Origin of the sequence: Celeribacter sp., assembly GCF_048266405.1 — a bacterium.
GTDB lineage: Bacteria > Pseudomonadota > Alphaproteobacteria > Rhodobacterales > Rhodobacteraceae > Celeribacter.
In genome coordinates this window covers 70,529-90,682 of sequence record NZ_JBLWZO010000004.1, presented here as the reverse complement: position 1 = coordinate 90,682, position 20,154 = coordinate 70,529, and the positions used below count along the sequence as shown (strand labels likewise).

23 protein-coding genes are annotated in these 20,154 nt (G+C 57.8%); 5 read left to right on the top strand and 18 right to left on the bottom strand.

Features of this window, described 5'->3' with window-relative positions; translation table 11 throughout:
• The first annotated feature begins 53 nt into the window (after nt 1-53).
• The 3 genes from tatB to ACN0TS_RS09835 are packed head-to-tail and all read left to right on the top strand — an operon-like array spanning nt 54 to nt 2,460.
• Nucleotides 54-701, top strand: a complete 648-nt coding sequence (gene tatB / locus ACN0TS_RS09845; protein ID WP_417259181.1) for a Sec-independent protein translocase protein TatB — start codon at nt 54-56, stop codon at nt 699-701.
• Nucleotides 698-1,618, top strand: coding sequence for a twin-arginine translocase subunit TatC (gene tatC / locus ACN0TS_RS09840; RefSeq protein ID WP_417259180.1), 921 nt, complete (start codon nt 698-700; stop codon nt 1,616-1,618). Before tatB ends, tatC begins: the two co-directional genes overlap by 4 nt.
• Nucleotides 1,618-2,460, top strand: a complete 843-nt coding sequence (locus tag ACN0TS_RS09835) for an ATP-binding protein (RefSeq protein ID WP_417259179.1) — start codon at nt 1,618-1,620, stop codon at nt 2,458-2,460. The genes tatC and ACN0TS_RS09835 overlap by 1 nt, the downstream gene beginning before the upstream one ends.
• 76 nt (nt 2,461-2,536) lie before the next feature.
• Here ACN0TS_RS09835 and ACN0TS_RS09830 read toward each other — a convergent pair whose 3' ends face one another.
• Genes ACN0TS_RS09830 through surE form a run of 3 tightly spaced genes read right to left on the bottom strand, consistent with a single transcriptional unit; the run spans nt 2,537 to nt 5,209 of the window.
• On the bottom strand, nt 2,537-3,727 hold the full coding sequence (locus ACN0TS_RS09830) for a LysM peptidoglycan-binding domain-containing protein (protein ID WP_417259178.1): 1,191 nt from the start codon (nt 3,725-3,727) through the stop codon (nt 2,537-2,539).
• Between the two features lie 58 nt (nt 3,728-3,785).
• Complete coding sequence (locus ACN0TS_RS09825) at nt 3,786-4,424, bottom strand: protein-L-isoaspartate(D-aspartate) O-methyltransferase (RefSeq protein ID WP_417259177.1); 639 nt, start codon at nt 4,422-4,424, stop codon at nt 3,786-3,788.
• Complete coding sequence (gene surE, locus ACN0TS_RS09820; RefSeq protein WP_417259176.1) at nt 4,421-5,209, bottom strand: 5'/3'-nucleotidase SurE; 789 nt, start codon at nt 5,207-5,209, stop codon at nt 4,421-4,423. Before surE ends, ACN0TS_RS09825 begins: the two co-directional genes overlap by 4 nt.
• A 91-nt stretch (nt 5,210-5,300) precedes the next feature.
• Here surE and ACN0TS_RS09815 point away from each other — a divergent pair, with 91 nt between their 5' ends.
• Nucleotides 5,301-5,696, top strand: coding sequence for a VOC family protein (locus ACN0TS_RS09815; RefSeq protein ID WP_417259175.1), 396 nt, complete (start codon nt 5,301-5,303; stop codon nt 5,694-5,696).
• 76 nt (nt 5,697-5,772) lie between these two features.
• Here ACN0TS_RS09815 and ACN0TS_RS09810 read toward each other — a convergent pair whose 3' ends face one another.
• The 14 genes from ACN0TS_RS09810 to pyrC all read right to left on the bottom strand — a co-directional run bounded on the left by ACN0TS_RS09810 (nt 5,773) and on the right by pyrC (nt 19,165).
• Complete coding sequence (locus ACN0TS_RS09810) at nt 5,773-6,441, bottom strand: SDR family NAD(P)-dependent oxidoreductase (RefSeq protein ID WP_417259174.1); 669 nt, start codon at nt 6,439-6,441, stop codon at nt 5,773-5,775.
• Nucleotides 6,442-6,498: 57 nt separating this feature from the next.
• Entirely contained in the window at nt 6,499-7,020 is a 522-nt protein-coding gene (locus ACN0TS_RS09805) for a DUF2199 domain-containing protein (protein WP_417259173.1), read from the bottom strand.
• Nucleotides 7,020-8,489: an amidophosphoribosyltransferase gene (gene purF, locus ACN0TS_RS09800; RefSeq protein WP_417259172.1), complete on the bottom strand. Its 1,470-nt coding sequence runs from the start codon at nt 8,487-8,489 to the stop codon at nt 7,020-7,022. The genes ACN0TS_RS09805 and purF overlap by 1 nt, the downstream gene beginning before the upstream one ends.
• 123 nt (nt 8,490-8,612) lie before the next feature.
• A complete protein-coding gene (locus ACN0TS_RS09795; RefSeq protein WP_417259171.1) occupies nt 8,613-9,233 on the bottom strand; it encodes a class I SAM-dependent methyltransferase in 621 nt (206 codons plus the stop codon).
• A 121-nt stretch (nt 9,234-9,354) separates the two neighbouring features.
• On the bottom strand, nt 9,355-9,909 hold the full coding sequence (locus tag ACN0TS_RS09790; RefSeq protein WP_417259170.1) for a CvpA family protein: 555 nt from the start codon (nt 9,907-9,909) through the stop codon (nt 9,355-9,357).
• An 81-nt stretch (nt 9,910-9,990) separates the two neighbouring features.
• Nucleotides 9,991-11,361: a DNA repair protein RadA gene (gene radA / locus ACN0TS_RS09785; RefSeq protein WP_417259373.1), complete on the bottom strand. Its 1,371-nt coding sequence runs from the start codon at nt 11,359-11,361 to the stop codon at nt 9,991-9,993.
• A 79-nt stretch (nt 11,362-11,440) separates the two neighbouring features.
• Nucleotides 11,441-11,878, bottom strand: coding sequence for a paraquat-inducible protein A (locus ACN0TS_RS09780; protein ID WP_417259169.1), 438 nt, complete (start codon nt 11,876-11,878; stop codon nt 11,441-11,443).
• Between the two features lie 99 nt (nt 11,879-11,977).
• On the bottom strand, nt 11,978-12,793 hold the full coding sequence (locus ACN0TS_RS09775) for a DNA repair protein (protein ID WP_417259168.1): 816 nt from the start codon (nt 12,791-12,793) through the stop codon (nt 11,978-11,980).
• Between the two features lie 185 nt (nt 12,794-12,978).
• Nucleotides 12,979-13,728 carry an ABC transporter ATP-binding protein gene (locus ACN0TS_RS09770; RefSeq protein WP_417259167.1) on the bottom strand — a complete coding sequence of 250 codons (750 nt, stop codon included), beginning with the start codon at nt 13,726-13,728 and terminating at the stop codon, nt 12,979-12,981.
• On the bottom strand, nt 13,725-14,516 hold the full coding sequence (locus ACN0TS_RS09765; RefSeq protein ID WP_417259166.1) for an MlaE family ABC transporter permease: 792 nt from the start codon (nt 14,514-14,516) through the stop codon (nt 13,725-13,727). The genes ACN0TS_RS09770 and ACN0TS_RS09765 overlap by 4 nt, the downstream gene beginning before the upstream one ends.
• A complete protein-coding gene (gene alr, locus ACN0TS_RS09760) occupies nt 14,513-15,553 on the bottom strand; it encodes an alanine racemase (protein ID WP_417259165.1) in 1,041 nt (346 codons plus the stop codon). Before alr ends, ACN0TS_RS09765 begins: the two co-directional genes overlap by 4 nt.
• A gap of 82 nt (nt 15,554-15,635) precedes the next feature.
• Complete coding sequence (locus ACN0TS_RS09755) at nt 15,636-17,159, bottom strand: replicative DNA helicase (RefSeq protein WP_417259372.1); 1,524 nt, start codon at nt 17,157-17,159, stop codon at nt 15,636-15,638.
• Nucleotides 17,160-17,403: 244 nt separating this feature from the next.
• Nucleotides 17,404-18,084 (bottom strand): orotate phosphoribosyltransferase, encoded by a 681-nt coding sequence (locus ACN0TS_RS09750; protein ID WP_417259164.1) that lies wholly within the window; start codon nt 18,082-18,084, stop codon nt 17,404-17,406.
• Nucleotides 18,085-18,124: 40 nt separating this feature from the next.
• A complete protein-coding gene (gene pyrC / locus ACN0TS_RS09745) occupies nt 18,125-19,165 on the bottom strand; it encodes a dihydroorotase (protein ID WP_417259163.1) in 1,041 nt (346 codons plus the stop codon).
• Between the two features lie 188 nt (nt 19,166-19,353).
• Here pyrC and ACN0TS_RS09740 point away from each other — a divergent pair, with 188 nt between their 5' ends.
• Complete coding sequence (locus ACN0TS_RS09740; RefSeq protein WP_417259162.1) at nt 19,354-19,725, top strand: lysozyme inhibitor LprI family protein; 372 nt, start codon at nt 19,354-19,356, stop codon at nt 19,723-19,725.
• Nucleotides 19,726-19,763: 38 nt separating this feature from the next.
• Here the strand turns inward: ACN0TS_RS09740 and ACN0TS_RS09735 are convergent, their stop codons facing one another.
• Nucleotides 19,764-20,150 (bottom strand): hypothetical protein, encoded by a 387-nt coding sequence (locus ACN0TS_RS09735; RefSeq protein WP_417259161.1) that lies wholly within the window; start codon nt 20,148-20,150, stop codon nt 19,764-19,766.
• Nucleotides 20,151-20,154: the final 4 nt, after the last annotated feature.

The window sequence follows — 20,154 nt, the reverse complement described above, 5'->3', positions numbered from 1 at the left end:
TGTGACACAGCGGCCTGTGTCGCTGTCGCGTGCGTTTTTGAAAGGCGATTCCCATGTTAGATATCGGCATGTCCGAACTTCTTGTGATCGGCGTCGTGGCGTTGATTGTGGTCGGCCCCAAAGACCTTCCTGGCATGTTCCGCACGTTAGGTCGGTTTACGGCACGGGCGAAATCCATGGCGCGGGAGTTTTCCTCCGCGATGGAAGCGGCGGCAGACGAGGCTGGCGTGAAAGAGGCAAGCGACGCACTCAAGGGGGCAGCGAATCCGAAGAAATTCGGGCTCGATAAACTCAACGAAGCGGCGGACGGGTTCGATAAGTGGAACCCGATGGACAAGATCGACAATCCCGCTGCGACCAAAACCCCCGAACTCGATTCAAACCGCGCGGAAATGGCCAAGGTCATTTCGGAGGCCACAGCGAAAAAGGCGAGTGAACGTCAGGCCCGCGAGGCCAAAGCAGCGGAGAAGGCTGCGACGAAAGAGGCAAGCGCGGGAACGGCCAAGACGGCAACCACCAAGACCCCCGCCGCTAAGAAAACCGCGTCGTCCAAAACAGCGACGAAGAAGCCTGCCGCGAAGAAAACGGCGCCAGCGAAGACGACAGCGGCGAAGTCCACTGCGGCCAAGAAGGCCCCAGCGAAAAAGCCAGCCGCAAAAGCCGCATCGAAAACAATCAAGACGAAAAAGGGTGACGCATGAGCCAGACCGACACCACAGACACTTCGGATGTCGAAGACAGCTCTGCACCTTTGATCGAGCATCTGGCAGAGCTACGTACCCGTCTCATCAACGCCGTGTTGGCCTTTATCGTCGGCATGGTCATCGTGTTTTCTGTCGGCGGGCATGTGCTTGATTTCCTGCTTGTCCCGATTGAGAACACCATGCGGTCTCTCGGCAATACCAACCCCGTGATGCAATATACCGCGCCGCAAGAATACTTCTTCACATTGATCCGCATCTCAATGGTGGGCGGTCTCATGGTATCCTTTCCCGTGATTGCCTATCAGCTTTGGCGCTTTGTGGCTCCGGGACTGTATCGCAACGAGAAAAACGCGTTTCTTCCCTTCCTGATTTCCTCGCCCTTGCTCTTCTTGGCAGGCGCAGCCTTTGCCCACTTCATCGTGGTGCCGCTCGCAATGGCGTTCTTTCTGGGCTTTGCGGACCTTCCGTCCTTTTTGGGCGCGTTGGTGGCAAATTCAGGCGATGCCGTAGCGGCCTCCCAAGATACGGGCATCGACATCGTGTTTAACGGCAAGGTCAATGAAAGCCTTGATATTACACTGAAAATGATCGTGGCCTTCGGGCTTTGCTTCCAGCTTCCTGTGCTTTTGACCCTAATGGGCAAGGCAGGATTGGCGAGCGCCCACGGGCTTCGGAACATGCGTAAATACGCCGTTGTCGGTATTTTGGTTGTCGCCGCTTTGGTGACGCCCCCCGATGTGACGACGCAGTTGATTTTGTTTGTCGTTGTCTACGGTCTGTATGAAATCTCTATTTTCCTCGTCGCCCGTGTTGAGAAAAAACGCAATGACAGCTTGCGGGAACAAGGGTTGCTTGATGAGGATGAAGACGACATTTTCGCCGAGTTCGATGAGGACGGCGAGGATGATAAATAATGGCAAAGAAAACACTTAAACGGATCGCAGCGGCGCTTGAGCGCATGGCCCCCGCGCCGCTGTCTGCGCCTGATTTTCACGAGGCGGATGCCTTCGTGTGGCAGACTGAACCCGATGCCTTGGTGCCTGTCACCCGTGTCTCTCGTGTGGACCTGTCCATGCTTGTGGGGATCAACCGGTCGCGCGATACGCTGTTGGAAAACACCCGTCAGTTTGCGCGTGGGTTTCCTGCCAACAATGCCCTGTTGTGGGGCGCGCGCGGGATGGGGAAATCCTCGCTGACGAAGGCCGTTCATGCCGCTGTGAATGCCGAAGGAACACCGCTCAAAATCGTTGAGATGCAGCGCGAAGACCTGCCCTCCGTAGCGCGTCTGTTGAACCTTCTGCGCAGTTCCGAGCATCGGTTCTTGCTGTTTTGTGACGATCTGTCGTTTTCGCATGATGATCAGCACTATAAATCGCTCAAGGCAGTGCTAGACGGCGGGATCGAAGGACGCCCTGAAAATGTGCTGTTCTACGCCACCTCCAACCGTCGCCACTTGATGCCGCGTGACATGATTGAAAACGAGCGCTCCTCGTCAATCAACCCGTCAGAGGCGGTTGAGGAAAAGGTGTCTTTGTCGGATCGGTTCGGTCTTTGGCTTGGCTTCCACCCTTGTGATCAAGACGATTATCTCGCCATGATCCGTGGCTATTGCGATGCCTATGGGGTCGAGGTTGATGACGACACTCTGCGGGCGGAGGCCATCGAATGGCAGGCCACGCGCGGGTCGCGTTCGGGCCGTGTCGCGTGGCAGTTCTTTGTGGACCTCGCGGGGCGCAAGGGCGTGAAGCTGTCGTAAGCACCACTTTTCGAGCTATACATGTAAAACGCGCGCCCTGACTAGGACGCGCGTTTTTTCGTTTCTGTGACGGGGCTTAGTTCAAATAGGGCGACGGATCGACCGTCTGTGTGCCCTTGAAGACCATGAATTGCAGCGCGTTGAATTCGTTGGCTGTGACCTTTGCAATGGTCTGGCCGCGTTTGACGCTGTCGCCCTTCTTCACGGAGATGTTGTCGATGAAGCTATAGGCCGTCTGCAATCCGCCACCGTGATCTACGACCATGATTTTCACGCCGTCGGCATTGGTGGAGATCAGTTTGACGGTGCCGTCTTTCGCCGCTTTGACGGGTGTGCCCGACGGTGCGGAGAACAGAACGAATTTGGACTTGGCTTTGTCGTAATCGCGAATGATCGCGCCTGCGACGGGTTTGGTCATTTCCGAGGTCGTTGTCTGCGTCGCGCCAAGGTCCGTGGACGGTTTGGTCGTGGCGGGCGCAGGTTTGGCGTCCTCGGGATCGGGCAGGGGAGCCGCAGCCGAAGGAGGCGTTGGCGTAACTGTGCCTTGGCCGGGTTGGGTGGTTGTGGTCACAGAGGCCTGTTGTTGGCTGCTGTCGGCGGCATCTGACGCCTTTACCGGGATCAGGAGATAGCGGCCCTCTTGGACAGCCAGATCCGACCCAAGCCCGTTCCAATCGGACAGGGCGCGCACCGACACGCCGTATTTGCGGGCGATGGAATAGGCGGTTTCGCCGCGCATCACTTGGTGGCGCACAGGTTCCATGCCTTCGATCGGATCGGAAGGTGTCGTGCTGAGAGGTGTGCTTGTCGTCGAAGTGGATTGCGTTGCACCCGCGTCGTTCAACGCCTCATTGGCCAATGTGGTCACGTCAATCCGCTCGCCAGAAGCGATGGTGCCGGCTTGTGTTGGTGAGGCTGTGCTGTCGCCAACGCGGCGGGGCAGGGCGATGACTTCGCCATTGCGCAACGTCGTATCTGCGGAAATGCCGTTGTAACGGGCCAGTTCGGTGGCGGACAGGCCTGTGCGTGCGGCAACACTGGCAATGGTGTCGCCTTTTCTGGCAATCGCAACTTGGTAGTTGGGATAGGAAATCACGCCATTGGCGTCGGGTTTGGGACGGGCTGCTGTGCGCGCCTCAGTGGCTGCATCGGCAGTGCTGAACCCATCGGCCAACCCGCGAAGGTCAAAGTCGACGGGAGTTTGACACGCGGTCAGCGCAACCAATGCGCAGCCTGCCATGAAAGCTCGGGGGAAAGATGTTGTCATTGCTCTGTCGTCCTCGTTGTTGGGGCGCTTCCGCCCTCTTGCCCTCTTTGTGGGGCACTTACTCTTGACCAATTCCCTCCAACAAGGGAACAAAACGCACGGCACGTAGTTCATCATAGTCGAACCCGTTTTCCGTCCGTGTGACTTTAATTAGGCTTTGGACCGCATCGGATTGGCCCACGGGTACCACCATGATACCGCCCGTTTTCAATTGCGCCAAGAGGGGGCCGGGGGGGTCTTCGGCGGCTGCGGTCACGATAATGCGATCAAACGGGGCTTGTTCGGGCAATCCGAAGCTCCCATCGGCGGTAAATGCGGTGATATTGGCCAAGCCCATCGTGTCGAATGCTGTCTGTGCCTCGCGCACAAGGCGGGCGTGGCGATCCACGGTATAGACGCGGCGGGCCAACTGGCTCAGCACAGCGGCCTGATAACCACTTCCGGTCCCCACTTCGAGCACCTTGTCGCGCGGCTGCACGTTGAGCGCTTGGGTCATCAATCCCACCACGGAGGGTTGCGAAATGGTCTGGCCGCAGGAAATTGGCAACGGCATATCTTCGTAAACGCGTTCGGCAAACAGGCCCTTGACGAAGAGGCCGCGGTCGACCTTCTCCATCGCGGTGAGTGTCCGCGTGTCTGTCACGCCCTTGGAGCGGAGCGTGAAGAGAAATTGCATTTGCGCTTCGGCGTCCATCATTTAGCGAGCGCCTGTGCCAGCCCTGCGATGGCGTTGTGATCGGTGAGATCTGCACGCATCGGTGTCACCGAAATGGCCCCTTTGAGGTTGGCGGAGACATCGGTCCCTTCGCCCGTTTCGACAGACTGATCAGAACCGCGCACCCAAAGGAACCTGCGCCCCGTGGGAGATGTCTGCGCCTCGATCCCGAACCCGGATGTAGGGCGTTTGCCCTGACGGGTGGCCACGATATCCCCCGTTTGGTCGGCGGGCAGTGGCGGGAAATTCACGTTATAGAACAAGGCGTAATCGCTCCCGTCGCCCCAATCGGCATGATCGAGAAGCTGACGGATAACGCGGGCACCATGTGCCGATGCACTCTCGAACGGGTCGTCGAGCGCGGCGTTGTCAGGGCTGAAAAACTGCGATAGCGCGATGGCTTTTACGCCTTTGAGCGCGGCCTCCATGGCACCGCCGATGGTGCCTGAATACATCACGTTTTCGCCCGCGTTGTTGCCACGGTTCACGCCCGACAAAACGAGGTCCGGCTTTTGTGGCAAGATGTCGTGCAATCCCGCCAGAACGCAATCTGCGGGGGAGCCTTCGGCGGCCCAACGGCGCTCGCCCATTTGCGAGATCATCGTCGGATGGGTGTAGGAAATGCAGTGTGCAACACCCGATTGCTCGAACGCAGGTGCCACCACCCAGACCTCTCCATCGGGACCTGCGATCTCGGAGGCTATGGCCTCCAATGTGACCAATCCGGGTGCGTTGATGCCGTCGTCGTTCGTGATGAGAATGCGCATGGATGGCCCGCCTTTTCCTTGCTGTTGTCTCTTCCATAAAGCAGGCTTCGAATCGCGGCAAGTCACGCCCTGTTTTTATGAGGAGAAACCTATGGGAAAACCTGTTTTAGACGCTGTTGCCGTGAGCGCCGCTGATATTGAGCGGGCCAAAACGTTCTATGCGCTCTTGGGGTTTGATTTCGAGGGTGAGGGTGCGTTCCATTCTGACGACCATATGGAGCCTGTGCGCGGGGCGGGGGAACCACGGTTGATGATCGACAGTGCCGCCTTGATGGAGAAGCTGACAGGCGAAGCGCCGCGCGCGCCCAATCATTCCTCCTTTGCGATGCTGTGCGACAGCCCTGCGCAGGTTGATGCCCTTGCGGCCAAGGTTGAAGTGGCGGGGTTCACCGTTTTGGTCGCGCCTTGGGATGCCTTTTGGGGGCAGCGCTACGCCACTGTGGCGGATGCCGATGGATACCGCGTCGATCTCTTCGCGCCGCTCTAGATGTTCGAATTGTGTAAGTTAAAGGGCGCACTGATATATTCCAGAGCGCCCTTTGTTGTATTTGTTATCGTCTGATTTAGAGAATGCCAGCCAGTTCGAGCAGACGGGCGGCCTCATCCTTGGGGTGGGCCAATCCGTCTTTGGCTTCGCCCGGATAGAACCGCGCACGGGTGGCGGTGGGCATGGGCGCAGGTGTCAGGACATGAATGCGCGGGGCTTTCGTGCTGTCCTTTGTCTCCTGATGCCAGCTTTTTGCCATAGCAATCTGCGCCGCTTTGGAGGCACCGTATGCGCCGTAGAACTTTTCACCCGCGTGGGCATCATCAAAAAACAGAACGTCTGATTGCGTCTCGCCCATATTCAACAGTGGGGCGACCATCGGGATCAGTTTGCCCGTAGCCACCACATTTGTGTTCATGGTGCGGTCGAAATCTTTGGGGTCCATGTGGTCGGCAGGAGACAGCAATTGCGCGTAAACGGCGGTATGCGCCCACAGGTCGAGATGGCCCCAACGGTCGTAGATGCCACGACACAGGTGCGCCATTGCATCGACATTGGTCACATCCATCGGGGCAAGCGTGGCTTGGCCGCCCTTGGCCTTGATGCGATCATCAAGCTCCTCAAGCGCGCCTGTGGTCTTGGCCACGGCGACGATGTGATAGTGGGGGGCCAAAGCCTCGGCGAGGTGGAAGCCGAGGCCGCGCGAGGCACCTGTGACGAGTGCTATTTTTGTTTGATCTGTCATGGGCGAGTGATGCCGTTGAAATCCCTGCGGGTCAAGTGGGCTTAAACGCCCCTGCGCTCATCCGTCGCTTTGCTGCGTGTTTCGCAGATCATCACGGGTCAGCGTCCCGCTGGCCTCATAGAGTGTGATCAGATCGTCGAGGGACATATCGACAGTTCCCGCAAGTGTGGCCGCAGGCCGCGCGGTTCCCTCGCCAAAGTCGAGCGACAAGCCTGCGCCAAGCTCTGCAATCGGAGGCAGGTCATTGGCGAGTGTGGCGACGGTTGCGGCGGGCGCGGGGCTTCCCTCGAAGGTGTCGAGATAGGCGTAGAAGGTTGCGGGTGCGGCCTCGACCCAAATCGCAATACCAACGGTGTCATCAGAGCCACGAATGGGCAGGGTCAGAGCCGCGCGGATATAGCGGGACGTGCCAACGCGGCACAGCTCGGCTGTCAGTTGATCCTCGCCCGCTTTGACCAAAGGCTGTTCGTCGCGGGCTGCGTGGGGCCACTCTGAAGGATGGTCAAAACCGATATCAATCACGCCACCGCGCGCCATAAGCGCCCGCCAACGTGGATCGAGATCAAGAACGGAGGCCACTATTCCGCTGCGTCTTTGAGTTTGAAGCCCTTGTCGATCATGTCCGACGGGACCACAGGATATTCGCCAGAGAAACAGGCGTCACAGTAGCGCGGCGCATTGGCATCGCGCCCGTCTGCCTCACCCGCAGCACGATAAAGGCCATCAAGCGTGATGAATTGCAGACTGTCGACGCCAAGGTGGTCGCGCATTTGCTCGATGCTCATGTGCGCAGCCAGAAGTTTGTCGCGGTCAGGCGTGTCTACACCGTAGAAACAGGGCCACATGGTGGGCGGTGAGGCAATGCGGAAATGCACTTCGGCCGCCCCTGCATCAAGCAACATATCTTTGATCTTTTGCGATGTGGTGCCGCGCACCACAGAGTCGTCGACAAGGATGATGCGCTTGCCCTTGATCAAGGCGCGGTTGACGTTGAGTTTGAGGCGCACGCCCATGTTACGGATTTGCTCGGACGGCTCGATAAAGGTGCGGCCCATGTATTGGTTGCGAATAATGCCCATGCCGTAGGGAATGCCGCTTTCGTGCGAAAATCCGATGGCGGCGGGGGTGCCACTATCGGGAACGGGACAGACGAGATCGGCATCGACAGGGGCTTCGCGGGCCAGTTCCACACCGATTTGACGGCGGGTCTCGTAGACCGAGCGACCGCCAAGGATGCTGTCGGGGCGCGAAAAGTAGACGTGTTCAAAGATACAAAAGCGCGAAGGCACTTGTTCGAAGGGTTTGGAACTGACCACTTTCCCGTCCGAGATGACGACCATCTCACCGGGTTCGATTTCACGCACAAACTCGGCACCAATGATGTCGAGCGCACAGGTCTCCGACGAGAGGGCATAGCCCTTTTCGCCAACCTTACCCAAGACGAGAGGGCGCACACCGCGCGGATCACGCACGCCGACTAGTTTGGTGCGGGTCATGGCCACGACGGAAAAGGCCCCTTCGACACGGCGCAGCGCATCTTTCATCCGCTCGGGGATGTTGCGTTGCAGGGAACGGGCCATCAGATGGATGATACATTCGGAATCCGAGGAGGATTGGAAGATCGAGCCACGATCAATCAACTCGCGGCGCAGCGCATCGGCGTTGGTAATATTGCCGTTGTGGGCAATGGCAGCTCCGCCCATGGAAAACTCGCCGAAGAAGGGCTGCACATCGCGGATCGCGGTGTTGCCTTTTGATCCAGCGGTCGAGTAGCGCACGTGACCGATGCCAATCTCGCCAGGCAGGGTCTCCATAACTTTCTGGCTCGTGAAGCTGTCGCGGACATAGCCAAAGCGTCGTGCCGATTGAAAGCCTGCGTCGCGGTCGTAGGTGACGATGCCGCCTGCTTCTTGGCCACGGTGTTGAAGGGCGTGAAGGCCGAGGGCGATGAAGTTTGCAGCATCGGCCATGCCTACAACGCCGAACACGCCGCACTCCTCTTTTAGTTTGTCATCATCAAACGGGGTTGCGGGGGGCATCTGGCGCATTGGCTACAGGCTCCGATTCCAAAGGGGTGCGTTTAACTTCTCCTTTACGGCTTTGCGCGCCGAGTGTCACGAAAGGATCATAAAACTTATCCCATTTGGGCGCGTTTTTTGCCGTTGCGTTGCCTATGTGGGCTTGCGTGCGATGATAAAAACGGAATCGTGGCCCTCTGGCTGCCAGTTTTCTTCGACGATGAGGCCGTTCTTCTCGATCTCCGCAACCAAGGCCGCGCGTGAGATGCGGGCGACAGTGGGCAGGACGGGCAGGAGATTGACGAGCGACAAAACGGCCCGCATTTTGGTAGGCATTGTGTCGATGGTCACAGTGGATGAGACGAAAATCCCACCGGGGCGCGTCAATTGCGCTGCTTTGCGGATGGCGGATGTCCAGTCGGGGATCAGATGGATGACCGAGAGCATCAGCACCGCGTCAAAGGATGTCTTGGTGTCGATGTCGTCGAGGGAGGCCTCAACAAACTCGACGTTCTCGATGCCCTCATTGGCCGCACGTGTACGCCCGTGTTCCAACATAGGACCGCAAAAATCATAGGCGGTGATGTGTTTGACATAGGGCGCATGGGTCAATGCGGTGTTGCCCGAGCCACAGCCGATCTCGATCATGGACCAGTCGGGGCGAAGCGCACGACGGGTGCGTTCCAGCTTTTCTTGATAGATTTCTTCGTTGGCAACGGGGGAGGCAATATAGTTGCGTGAGATGAGTTTCCAAAAGAACGGTGTGTTGGCCATGACGATCCTGTCCCATATCTATTGTATGTTAAATAAATTTACATTCATGTCTCTCCATATGGAAAGGACGGCCATGCAGTTCAAGCAGGCCGCCCCAAAAAGTTTGTCGATACGGAACGTGTTACTCTGAGCAGCTGCTCACAAGAGCTTCGTAGCGCTGAGTGATCCAACCGGGCGCGTCTTCGGGCAAATTGCTTTCAAGGCGCTCTTGGGAGCGGGCAAAGACCTTTGCCGTGCGCGAGTTTTCCAGGATTTCAATCGGATCGCCCGTGGTGACACGGTCAACAATGATGAGGGCAATCGCCACAAGGATGATGCCGCGGATCACACCGAACAAGAACCCGAGCCCTTGGTCGATCCCGCCCAGAGCCGAACGTTGGATGGCCGAGGAGAACAACGGTGTAAAGATCGACACGACGATGAGGGCCACGGCGAAGACCGCAAAGAAGCCCGTGAGCGTCGATAGTTCACAACTGTCACGAATGTAATCGCCCAGAACAGGGACTTCGGAGACCAATGGCACAGCTTTGGGCCCGAATATGTAGCCCAAAATCGCCGCTACGATCCAACCTGCGATGGCCATGCCTTCGCGCACAAAGCCACGCGAATAAGCCAAAAGCGCAGATACGATGATCACAAGTGCGACGATTCCGTCGATAAGTGTAAAGCCTTCCATGCCGTCCCGTTCCTTATTTGGCCCCTGTGGGGCAGTCTTTTTGACGCTTTATGTTGCGTCGTATCGTTCTTTCGGTCGCGCTTAACCCGCGCCAAAGACCTCGCCGACGAAATTGACCAAATCGGACATTTCTCGGAGCGTCATACCGCTTTTCTCTGCGGCTTTCGAGCGCGCAGGAACGATTGCGGATGAAAAACCAAGTTTTTTCGCCTCTTTCAACCTGTTTTCGGTCTGGTTAACTGGTCTGAGGCTGCCTGACAGCGACAGTTCCCCGAAAACCACACAATCTTTGGGCACCGCAACATCTTCGCGGGCGGATAGCAGGGCGGCGGCCACGGCCAGATCGGCGGCGGGTTCGGAGACCTTCATGCCACCCGCAACGTTGAGATAGACGTCCAATCCTGCAAAGGGAATCGAGCAGCGGCTTTCCAATACAGCAAGGATCATGGCCAATCGCCCTCCGTCCCATCCCACCACGGTGCGGCGGGCTTGGGCGTGTGGTGAGGGGGCGACGAGGGCTTGGAACTCGACCAAAACGGGGCGTGTGCCTTCAATCCCTGCAAACACAACGGAGCCAGGGGCGGGGTCGTCGCGCTCGGACAAGAATAGCGCCGAGGGGTTTTTTACCTCGCGCAGTCCGTCGCCCGTCATCTCGAACACGCCGATCTCATTGGCGGGACCGAAGCGGTTCTTGACCGCGCGCAACAGGCGGAATTGGTGTCCGCGTTCGCCTTCGAAATACAGCACGGTGTCGACCATATGTTCGACCACACGCGGCCCTGCGAGTTGCCCGTCTTTGGTGACGTGGCCCACAAGGATCACCGAAACGCCACGGGTTTTGGCGAATGTCGTCAACTCATGGGCGGCTGCGCGGACCTGCGACACCGATCCGGGGGCGCTGTCTACATTGTCGGCCCACATGGTTTGAATGGAGTCGATGATCACCAGATCAGGTTCCTCGGCCTCCATTGTGGTGAGAATGTCGCGCAGATTGGTTTCTGCGGCCAGCTTGACCGGCGCTTGTCCAAGGCCAAGACGTTGCGCACGCATCCGCACTTGGGCGGCGGCTTCCTCGCCAGAGACATAGATGACTTTGAGCCCTTCGGCAGCGAATTGGGCGGCTGCCTGCAACAAAAGCGTTGATTTCCCGATGCCGGGATCACCGCCAACCAAAATCGCCGACGCAGGGACCAGGCCGCCGCCTAATACGCGGTCCAGTTCGGCAATGCCCGATGAGGTGCGTGGTGGCGGGGTGTCTTTTGTCGACAGGTTGGTCAGGGGCACGGGCTTGCCGCGCATCCCGCCTAAGCTTTTCTTGGTGGGGCCAGAGGCGGTCAGCGGTTTTTCTTCGGCGATGGTGTTCCATTCGCCACATTCGTCACAGCGTCCTGACCATTTTGTCGTCACAGCGGCGCATTTGCTGCACACGAAATTCTTTTGGGCTTTGGCCATATCGGCTCCTGTGGCTGCGCGAGGGTCGCGGTCGGACATCAGTCGGTCCCGCTGTTCTACCCGCGCAGGGCGGCCCGCTTCAAGCCCGCTTATGGCCGCTTGCGATACTCAGAGCCAAGGAGGCCAAAACACAGGCGCTAAACAGGTACAATCCCCAAGCAACCTCAAGGCGGCCCATGCCGATGCCTTTTGCCACGGTGATGTAGATTGCGATCAAGAAAACATCCGCCATCGCCAAACGTCCCAGATGGAACAGCCATGGTTTCAGACGGGCGGGCAATCGGCCAGACATCAGCCCCTCAAGGGCGAGAACCTTGGCGATGGGGGCGATAATGGCAAAGAATACCACGACGAGAGACAGGAAAATATCCGTGTCCCAAAGGCTTATAACGCCAGACAGGACGGAAATTTCCGACAAGCCGAACAGAGGCAATAGCCCTGCACGCATCAGTGGGGCAACCCACGCGATGGGGAAGAGAATAAGGAGGGACAAGTTGGCGAGGCGCAATGGTGACATTCCTCCCAGATGCCTCCCGCGCCTCGCCAGTTCAAGTGCAGAGTTCAAAGTGCCCGCAACCATGCGGCGGATTTTGGCCCGCCAGAGCAGTCCTACACTTTAATTCGGACGTTCTTTCGAACCTCCTGTGCCGCCCTGCAGCGACACAACCTTGTGGTCGTCATCATCGACGTGAGGGATAGGGTCATCCAACTCATACCCCAGAGACGGTAGAACTTCGCGCAGGTCTTTTTCCAACACGTCCATCTGGCGGTTGGCCTCGCGCTCGGAGGCTTCGACATCGTTTTGCCAACGGCGCAACTCTTCGGTGACGCGCAGCGCCATTGCGAGTTTTTCCTGGAACGCGTCCAGTTCATGTTGACGTTCTTTGAGGAAGGCTTTGGCCCGTTCTATGCGCACATCGGAGTATATTTTTGCAAAATCGCGGGATGCGTAGGACATCTGCGCGGCGAGTTCCAATATCTCAGGTTCCAAACGGGCCAGATCGGGATGCTCACGCATGTGAAGCAGCCGTTCGCGCACTGAGTCAAATTCGGCAGAAAGCGCGAAAAGTTGCCCGCGATCGGCTTGATGGCTGATTTGATACGCGCGGACAACATCATCCATCGTGACCGAAAAGGTGCGATGTGAGCGCTCCAGTGCCAACATCCGCGTCACGCTTGGCAGATAGGTGCATAGCGCAGTTAACAAAAGCGCGATCCCCGTTTGAACATAGGGGCCAGCGTCGATCACATTGCCCTCACCAAACCGCATATCGAGGCCGAGCCAAGGCCAAACTCCTGCGGCCGAAGCGATGACCGCGCCCCACGCGGCCAAGGTTGCGATGATCAGACACCACATGGTCATGGTTTGAAAAATGTGTTGCAAGAGCGGTCCGGTTTCCCAACCGTCGCTTTGCTGTGCGTCAGCAGACATTATCGTTACCCCCAGAATACTAAGAAGGTTAATTTTTGCGGCTTAGCGTATGAAAATCAACACCTTAATGCCATGTTTCAACGCGTTTGCCGCACCTATGTGGGGAATCTGATAAATTTGTTTCCGCAAGGGAAACAGTGACGATGATATTGCGCACCTTTGCGTTGTGGCAGATGTGTATGGGGTTAGCGGACGGTTTCGATGGGGCCCTCGGCAGAACCCGTGATGAACTGGTGCAGGTAGGGATCGCTCGCGCTATCCATATCGCCCACAGGGCCCGCCCAACGGATTTTACCCGCGTGCAACATCGCCACTTTATCCGCAATGGCGCGCACCGAAGTCATGTCGTGGGTGATGGTCATTGCCGTGGCGCCCATCTCCTCAACGATCTCTCGGATCAGATCATTGATGACACCCGCCATGATCGGATCGAGGCCCGTGGTCGGTTCGTCGAAAAAGATAATTTCGGGATCGGTGGCAATGGCGCGGGCGAGACCTACACGTTTTTGCATGCCGCCCGATAATTCAGCGGGAAAGAGATCTGCGACATCAGGGGTCAGGCCGACGCGGCGCAGCTTCTCGATGGCCAGATCTTTGGCGTCGTCCATGGGGCGTTTGAGCGATCCGCGCAGCAAGCGAAAGGCAACGTTTTGCCAGACGGGGAGGCTGTCGAACAGGGCCGCGCCCTGAAACAGCATTCCGAAACGGGCCAGAAACGCATCGCGGTCGCCTGTCTTTGCCACATCCTCGCCATTGACGCGAATGATACCCTGATCGGGTTGGATCAGACCAAGCACGCATTTGAGGGTGACGGATTTCCCCGTGCCAGAGCCGCCGATGATGACAAGGCTTTCGCCCTTATCCACCGATAGGTTGACGCCCCGCAAAATTTGTTTGGTGCCAAAGGATTTATGAACGTTCTCTAACTCTATCATGCTGCAAAGAACGCCTGTGTCAGGAGGAAGTTGGCCGCAAGGATCAGGATGGCAGCAGCGACAACCGATGATTTTGTCGCCTGTCCTACACCCTGTGCGCCGCGTCCCGAGGTCATGCCAAAATAGCAGCCCATCAAGGTGGCGATCCCGCCAAAGACCGAGCCTTTGACGAGTGAAGAAACGATATCGGGCACCTCAAGGAAATCTACGGTGTTGCGCAGGTAGGTGATGGCGTTGAAGTCGAGCGATTTCGTGGCCACGACCCACCCGCCGAAAATGCCGATGATATCGCCGATGCCAACCAGCACCGGCACCGTCAGCAATCCCGCCAATACGCGCGGTGCTGTGAGATATTTCATCGGATGGGTGGAGAGTGTAACGAGGGCGTCGATCTGTTCGGTGACTTTCATGGTGGCGATCTCGGCGGCGACCGAGGCTGTCACGCGGGCCGCGACCATGAGGCCGACCAAGACGGGACCTAGCTCGCGCACCATGCCGATGGCCACGATCTGCGGCACGACTGCCTCGGCAGAGAACCGCGATCCCCCTGCGTAGATTTGCAAGGCCAATGCGCCGCCTGTGAAAAATGCGGTCAGCCCGACAACGGGCAGGGACAGATAGCCCACATGCAACAGCGCGTTGAGAAACTCGCGGGTGTAAAACGGTGGCGTGACGATATGGCGAAACGCGGAGAGCGTGAACAAAGTCACTCGACCGATCAGCGCCAAGGCGCCCAAGACCGTAGCGCCCAAGCCTGCCAAGGGTCGTGTGAGAATGTTCAGGCTCATCCGATGTAGCGCCTTGTATACCGTTCTCCCAAAGAGGTCAGGATTTCATAACCGATGGTGCCCGCATTTTGCGCCAATTCGTCCACCGTTTGATGCGGACAGATGAGATCAAGGGCGTGTGGCGTCTGCGGCAGATGCGTGACATCTACGGTGATGAGGTCCATCGACACGCGCCCGATCAGCGGGCAGGGTGTGTCTCCGTCAAACAACACGGCGTTGTTGGAAATGGCGCGCATAATTCCGTCGGCATAGCCCGCTGAAATCGTTGCGATCCGTGCGGGGCCTTCGGCGCTCCATGTGTTGCCATAACCCACGGTTTCGCCCGCGGCCACTTCGCGCACTTGGATCACGGGGCATTCGATGCGCACGACGGGTTGAGCGTCCTCGAACGGCAATCCGCCATAAAGACCAATTCCGGGGCGCACGAGGTCGAAATGGTAATCGGGGCCAAGCAGAATACCGCCCGTAGCCGAAAGTGCGCGGCGCACATTGAGCCCATCGGTCATCTCGCGAAAGCACGTTAATTGTTGTGCGTTCATGGGGTGGTCGGGCTCGTCGGCACAGGCCAGATGGCTCATCACAAGGCGTGGGCCTGCCTGCATCACGATCTCTTTGATCGCGTCCCATTCGTTGGGTTCAAGACCAAGACGGTTCATTCCGGTATCAAGCTGGATACCGAAAGGATGTCCGGGAAGCGCCTCGAAATGGCGGGTGGTTTGTGCGAGCGAATTGAGCATCGGCGTTAGCTGCATATCGGCGATCATGTCGGTATCGCCCGCCATATGGCCGCTAAAAACGCCAATTTCGGGTGAGGGGCCGAGGGCTTCACGAAGGGCGACGCCTTCCTCGACGGCTGCGACAAAGAAGGTTTTGACACCTGCTTTTTGCAAGGCGCGTGCTGCCTTGGCCGCGCCTGTGCCGTATGCGTTGGCCTTGACCACTGCGGCGGTTTCAACGTTTGGCGCAGATAGCGCATCAAGCGCACGCCAGTTATCGCGCAACGCATTCAGATCGATATGTAAAACAGATGTACCCATGACGATGTGTTTTGACGCCGCTAACCGCGTGACGCAAGGCAAAACTGAGACGCCTTGGTCATCGCAAGAGGGCGTTGATTCCTTAGTATTCTTCGGGGCGCTCTTGCCACGGTTGTGCGAGGTTGCCGAAGCGGGTGAACTCCGCTTCGAAACTGAGGCCAACGGTCCCGATCGGGCCGTGACGTTGCTTACCCAAAATGACCTCCGCCTTGCCGTAAAGGTGGTTCATTTCTTCCTGCCATGCGGCGATGGCTTCGTGGTTGTTGTCGTCCGGCTTTTCGCGCTCTTTGTAATACTCGCCGCGATAGACGAACATCACCACGTCGGCGTCCTGCTCGATCGAGCCGGATTCTCGAAGGTCGGATAGCTGTGGACGTTTGTCCTCGCGGCTTTCCACCATACGTGACAGCTGTGATAGGGCGATCACGGGGACGTTGAGTTCCTTGGCGATGGCTTTCAGGCCCATCGAAATTTCGCCAATTTCCTGAACACGGTTGCCTTGGGTGCTTGGCGAGCCGCGCACCAGTTGCAAGTAGTCGACGATCAACAGATCAAGCCCGTGCGTCCGCTGCAAGCGACGGGCGCGGGCGGCGAGTTGCGAGATCGGCAACGCAGGCGTGTCGTCGATGTAGAGCGGGCAGGACTCGAGCGTCTTGGCGGCATCGACAAAGCGACGGAATTCATCCTCGGTCATGTCCCCTTGTCGGATCTTGTGCGACGAAATCTCGGAGGCTTCCGCCAGAATACGCGCGGCCAATTGCTCGGCGCTCATCTCAAGCGAATAGAAGCCAACAACACCGCCCTCGACGGCGCCAACGCTCCCGTCTTGCAGCGTGCCTTTTTTGTAGGATTTGGCGACGTTGTAGGCGATGTTTGTCGCAAGGGAGGTTTTCCCCATCGACGGACGTCCCGCAAGAATGATCAAGTCGGATTTGTGCAAGCCACCCATTTTCTTATCAAGATCAGAGAGTAGCGTGGCAATGCCCGCCATACCGCCGCCGCGCTCATAGGCGGTGTTGGCGGTTTGGACGGCTTCGGTGACGGCGGATAGGAAGGATTGGAACCCTGTGTCGCTCTTGCCTTGTTCGGCAAGAGAATAGAGACGCGCTTCGGCGGCGATGATTTGCTCCGTAGGGTCTCGCAAATCACTGCCCGAGGCGGCAGCCCCCGCAATTTCATGGCCCAAGTCGATCAACTGGCGGCGCAAGAACAGGTCGTAGATCAGCTGCGCATAGTCGCGCACCGCGTAGGTCGAAATGGCGGAGGCTGCGAGTTTGGCCAGATAGGACGGTCCACCAAGTTCGCGCAGACCGTCGTGGTCTTCCATATAAGCTTTGAGCGTTACGGGAGAGGCGAGCATGTTTTTGGAAATACGCTCGGCGGCCTTGTCGAAAATGTCGCGGTGAACCGGATCGAAAAAATGCTCGTTCGTGATGATCGAGGCGATTTTGTCGTAGACTTCGTTGTTGGTCAGCAGAGCGCCGAGAAGCTGTTGTTCGGCTTCGATATTGTGCGGCACCGCCCCTTCGTAAGAGGAAATAATGGCCCCTTTTGTCTCGGCTGCGGGCAAGGGATCCGGCGGGGAAGTGGGCTCACCTTGGTCCATTGGGCTTGGTTCGCCCCGATCCATATCCGCGTAATCGTCCATCATGCCGTTCCCCGAATCTCTATCTACGCGACTCGCCTGTGTCACAGTGTTCGATGGTCTTAACGCTCTGCGCGCGCGGTTTCAAAATGTATGTTTTGTGGATAACTCCAAAGCGAGATGAAGGAGCCAATCTAACAGTGCCATTCCAAAGGAAAAAGCCGCGCCTTACGGGCGCGGCCAAATATTAACCTTTAGAATGTCCTTAGGCCTTTTTGTGGGCCTTTTGCCACTCGCGCGGCGCGTTCAGAAATTTTTCCACCTCGGCCAATGTCGCCTTGTCGAAGGCTCCTTGAACTTTGGCTTCGGCTAGAACATCCCACCATGTGCACAGCGAAATCAGGCCGACACCGTGATCGCCCAACGTCTTTTCTGTTTCGGGGAAGATGCCGTAGTAGAAAATAACCGCGGTCCATGCGCAGCTCGCGCCTGTGTCGCGGATCGCGTCGACAAAAGAGAGTTTGGAGCCGCCATCGGTGGTGAGGTCTTCGACCAAAAGCACGCGTTGACCTTCGGACATATCGCCCTCGATCCGTGCGCCGCGACCGTAGCCTTTCGGCTTCTTGCGCACATAAGTCATCGGCAGGGCCATGCGTTCGGCCACAAGGGCAGCAAAAGGAATGCCCGCTGTTTCGCCGCCAGCAATGTTGTCGAAGGCCTCAAAGCCCGCCACGCGCATGGTTTCCACAGCGAGGAAATCCATCAAGGTGGAGCGGATGCGCGGATAGGAGATCAGCTTGCGGCAGTCGATATAGGTGGGTGAGGGCAAGCCCGACGCCAAGATGAACGGGTCTTCGGGGCGAAAATTCACGGCACCGATTTCAAGCAGCATTCGCGCGGTCAGGCGGGCGATTTCCGTGCTATCGGGAAAGGAAGATGGGATCATGGCGTGGTCCTTGGTCTAATCTTTGGGTTGGAGCGCGGCCTCAGGCCTCGACACTCCAATGGAGCGGCATTTGGGGGTCGAACAGGGTCAGTTTCCCGTCCGGCGTGTCGATTTTGTCGGGGTAGGGGACAGGGTCACCCTTGGTCAGGGTGATTGTCGTTTCGTTGATTGGTAGCCTGTAGAAATTGGGGCCATTGATCGAGGTGAAGGCCTCCAAGTTATCGAGTTTACCCTCTTTTTCAAAGACTTCCGCAAGGATCGACATTGTGTTGGTCGCGGTGAAACACCCCGCGCAGCCACAAGCGTTTTCCTTTGCGCCATCCAGATGTGGGGCGCTGTCGGTGCCAAGAAAGAACGTACTGTCGCCCGAGGTCGCCGCCTCGACAAGGGCCAAGCGATGCGTTTCGCGTTTGGCAACAGGCAGGCAGTAGTAGTGCGGTTTGATCCCGCCCACGAGGATGTGGTTGCGGTTGATCACGAGGTGATGGGTGGTGATCGTCGCGCCAAGCGTGTCGCCGCCTGCACGGGCATAATCGACGCCATCCTTAGTGGTGATATGTTCCATTATGACACGCAGGTCAGGAGTGGAGCGCCGCAGCGGATCAAGAACCGTCTCAATGAAGACCTTTTCGCGGTCGAAAATATCAACGTCAGGTGTGACGACCTCGCCATGGATGCACAAAGGCAAACCGATTTCGGCCATTTTTTCCAACACGGCGCGGACGTTCTCAAAGTTTGCGACACCTGAGGCGGAGTTGGTTGTGGCCCCTGCGGGGTAGAGTTTGACCGCTTTGATCAAGCCGCTGGCATGGGCCATTGCCACGTCCTCGGGGTCGGTATCCTCGGTGAGGTAGAGCGTCATCAAGGGTTCGAACGTGCCAACACCGGGGGCGGCGGCCAGAATGCGCTCGCGGTAGGCGCTGGCATCGGCGCTCGTGACCACGGGCGGGACGAGGTTCGGCATGATGATGGCACGGGCAAAATGACGTGCGGTTTCGGGCAGGACAGCTTTCAGCATTGCGCCATCGCGCAAGTGCAGATGCCAGTCGTCGGGGCTGCGGATCGTGAGAATGTCAGTCATGGCACTCGCTTAGCGCGTTCGCGCCAAAAGCACCAGTGGTCGGCGAGGCCATTTATTTGAGCGTTTGGTCGAAAATTCACTCGTGAGCGGTGTTTTGCCCCTTCGATTGCGCAACAAACGGCTCGACACAGGGACAGGGGCGGCGCTACGATTTGTGCGACTTATTTTGACCTTTCGGGAGCTTGCCAATGCGCCACTTTTTGACCCTTTTGACCGTTCTTGTCGCAACCTCTGCACAGGCTCAAGAGATCGATTGCGCGGACCCCATGACGCCAGATGAGATGAACCATTGTTCGTATCTGGACTACCGTGAAGCTGATGAAGAACTCAACTTCACTTACGAGTGGGCGATGGATACGGCCAAGGGATTGAGCGACGCCGCGGCTCAAGCATTACAAGCGGCGCAACGCGCATGGGGTCCTTACCGCGATGCGGCTTGTGAAGCCGAGGCCGTGTTGTATGAGGGCAAACCGCTCCAGCCGTTGATTAGAAACAGTTGTATGGAACACCTCACGCGCCAACGTACTGCAGACATGCACGGCTTTTACCAAGAGCATTAACCGCGAGGCACATCTATCCGGAGACCTGTCATCAGATGTTATTGCACGCTGATGAGACGAGGGGTTGTGCCACGGGACTCGTGATCAATCATGGTGCCTACGGCAGCCTGCGAGGTCGGGGGGGTGCCGACGTTATCGCGTGTGAGGCGCAACGGAGTGTCAAAGCGCGGCTCGACCCGCACATTCGTGACGACGCGTGTCGACAAAAATTGCGGGTCGTCGCGGATATGCGCGGGTAGCTTTGTGATGTCAAAGACGTCTTGCATACTACGCTCAACGCGTACATTGGCGCGATAACCGCGAAACACGCCTGTGTCGCTGGTCTGAAGAAAGGCGTCTTCCAACATGCGTTCTCGCACACGCAATTCGGTGATCTTGCGACGCAGGGTGGCAAGTTCGTCAACGGGGGAGTGGTTAAGGTCCATAGTC

What these genes read in the sequence shown, in the direction of transcription:
- tatB (WP_417259181.1), top strand. Translation starts at nt 54, where the DNA reads ATGTTAGATATCGGCATGTCCGAACTTCTTGTGATCGGCGTCGTGGCG.
- tatC (WP_417259180.1), top strand. Translation starts at nt 698, where the DNA reads ATGAGCCAGACCGACACCACAGACACTTCGGATGTCGAAGACAGCTCT.
- ACN0TS_RS09835 (WP_417259179.1), top strand. Translation starts at nt 1,618, where the DNA reads ATGGCAAAGAAAACACTTAAACGGATCGCAGCGGCGCTTGAGCGCATG.
- ACN0TS_RS09830 (WP_417259178.1), bottom strand. Translation starts at nt 3,727, where the DNA reads ATGACAACATCTTTCCCCCGAGCTTTCATGGCAGGCTGCGCATTGGTT.
- ACN0TS_RS09825 (WP_417259177.1), bottom strand. Translation starts at nt 4,424, where the DNA reads ATGATGGACGCCGAAGCGCAAATGCAATTTCTCTTCACGCTCCGCTCC.
- surE (WP_417259176.1), bottom strand. Translation starts at nt 5,209, where the DNA reads ATGCGCATTCTCATCACGAACGACGACGGCATCAACGCACCCGGATTG.
- ACN0TS_RS09815 (WP_417259175.1), top strand. Translation starts at nt 5,301, where the DNA reads ATGGGAAAACCTGTTTTAGACGCTGTTGCCGTGAGCGCCGCTGATATT.
- ACN0TS_RS09810 (WP_417259174.1), bottom strand. Translation starts at nt 6,441, where the DNA reads ATGACAGATCAAACAAAAATAGCACTCGTCACAGGTGCCTCGCGCGGC.
- purF (WP_417259172.1), bottom strand. Translation starts at nt 8,489, where the DNA reads ATGCGCCAGATGCCCCCCGCAACCCCGTTTGATGATGACAAACTAAAA.
- ACN0TS_RS09795 (WP_417259171.1), bottom strand. Translation starts at nt 9,233, where the DNA reads ATGGCCAACACACCGTTCTTTTGGAAACTCATCTCACGCAACTATATT.
- ACN0TS_RS09790 (WP_417259170.1), bottom strand. Translation starts at nt 9,909, where the DNA reads ATGGAAGGCTTTACACTTATCGACGGAATCGTCGCACTTGTGATCATC.
- radA (WP_417259373.1), bottom strand. Translation starts at nt 11,361, where the DNA reads ATGGCCAAAGCCCAAAAGAATTTCGTGTGCAGCAAATGCGCCGCTGTG.
- ACN0TS_RS09780 (WP_417259169.1), bottom strand. Translation starts at nt 11,878, where the DNA reads ATGTCACCATTGCGCCTCGCCAACTTGTCCCTCCTTATTCTCTTCCCC.
- ACN0TS_RS09775 (WP_417259168.1), bottom strand. Translation starts at nt 12,793, where the DNA reads ATGTCTGCTGACGCACAGCAAAGCGACGGTTGGGAAACCGGACCGCTC.
- ACN0TS_RS09770 (WP_417259167.1), bottom strand. Translation starts at nt 13,728, where the DNA reads ATGATAGAGTTAGAGAACGTTCATAAATCCTTTGGCACCAAACAAATT.
- ACN0TS_RS09765 (WP_417259166.1), bottom strand. Translation starts at nt 14,516, where the DNA reads ATGAGCCTGAACATTCTCACACGACCCTTGGCAGGCTTGGGCGCTACG.
- alr (WP_417259165.1), bottom strand. Translation starts at nt 15,553, where the DNA reads ATGGGTACATCTGTTTTACATATCGATCTGAATGCGTTGCGCGATAAC.
- ACN0TS_RS09755 (WP_417259372.1), bottom strand. Translation starts at nt 17,159, where the DNA reads ATGGACCAAGGTGAGCCCACTTCCCCGCCGGATCCCTTGCCCGCAGCC.
- ACN0TS_RS09750 (WP_417259164.1), bottom strand. Translation starts at nt 18,084, where the DNA reads ATGATCCCATCTTCCTTTCCCGATAGCACGGAAATCGCCCGCCTGACC.
- pyrC (WP_417259163.1), bottom strand. Translation starts at nt 19,165, where the DNA reads ATGACTGACATTCTCACGATCCGCAGCCCCGACGACTGGCATCTGCAC.
- ACN0TS_RS09740 (WP_417259162.1), top strand. Translation starts at nt 19,354, where the DNA reads ATGCGCCACTTTTTGACCCTTTTGACCGTTCTTGTCGCAACCTCTGCA.
- ACN0TS_RS09735 (WP_417259161.1), bottom strand. Translation starts at nt 20,150, where the DNA reads ATGGACCTTAACCACTCCCCCGTTGACGAACTTGCCACCCTGCGTCGC.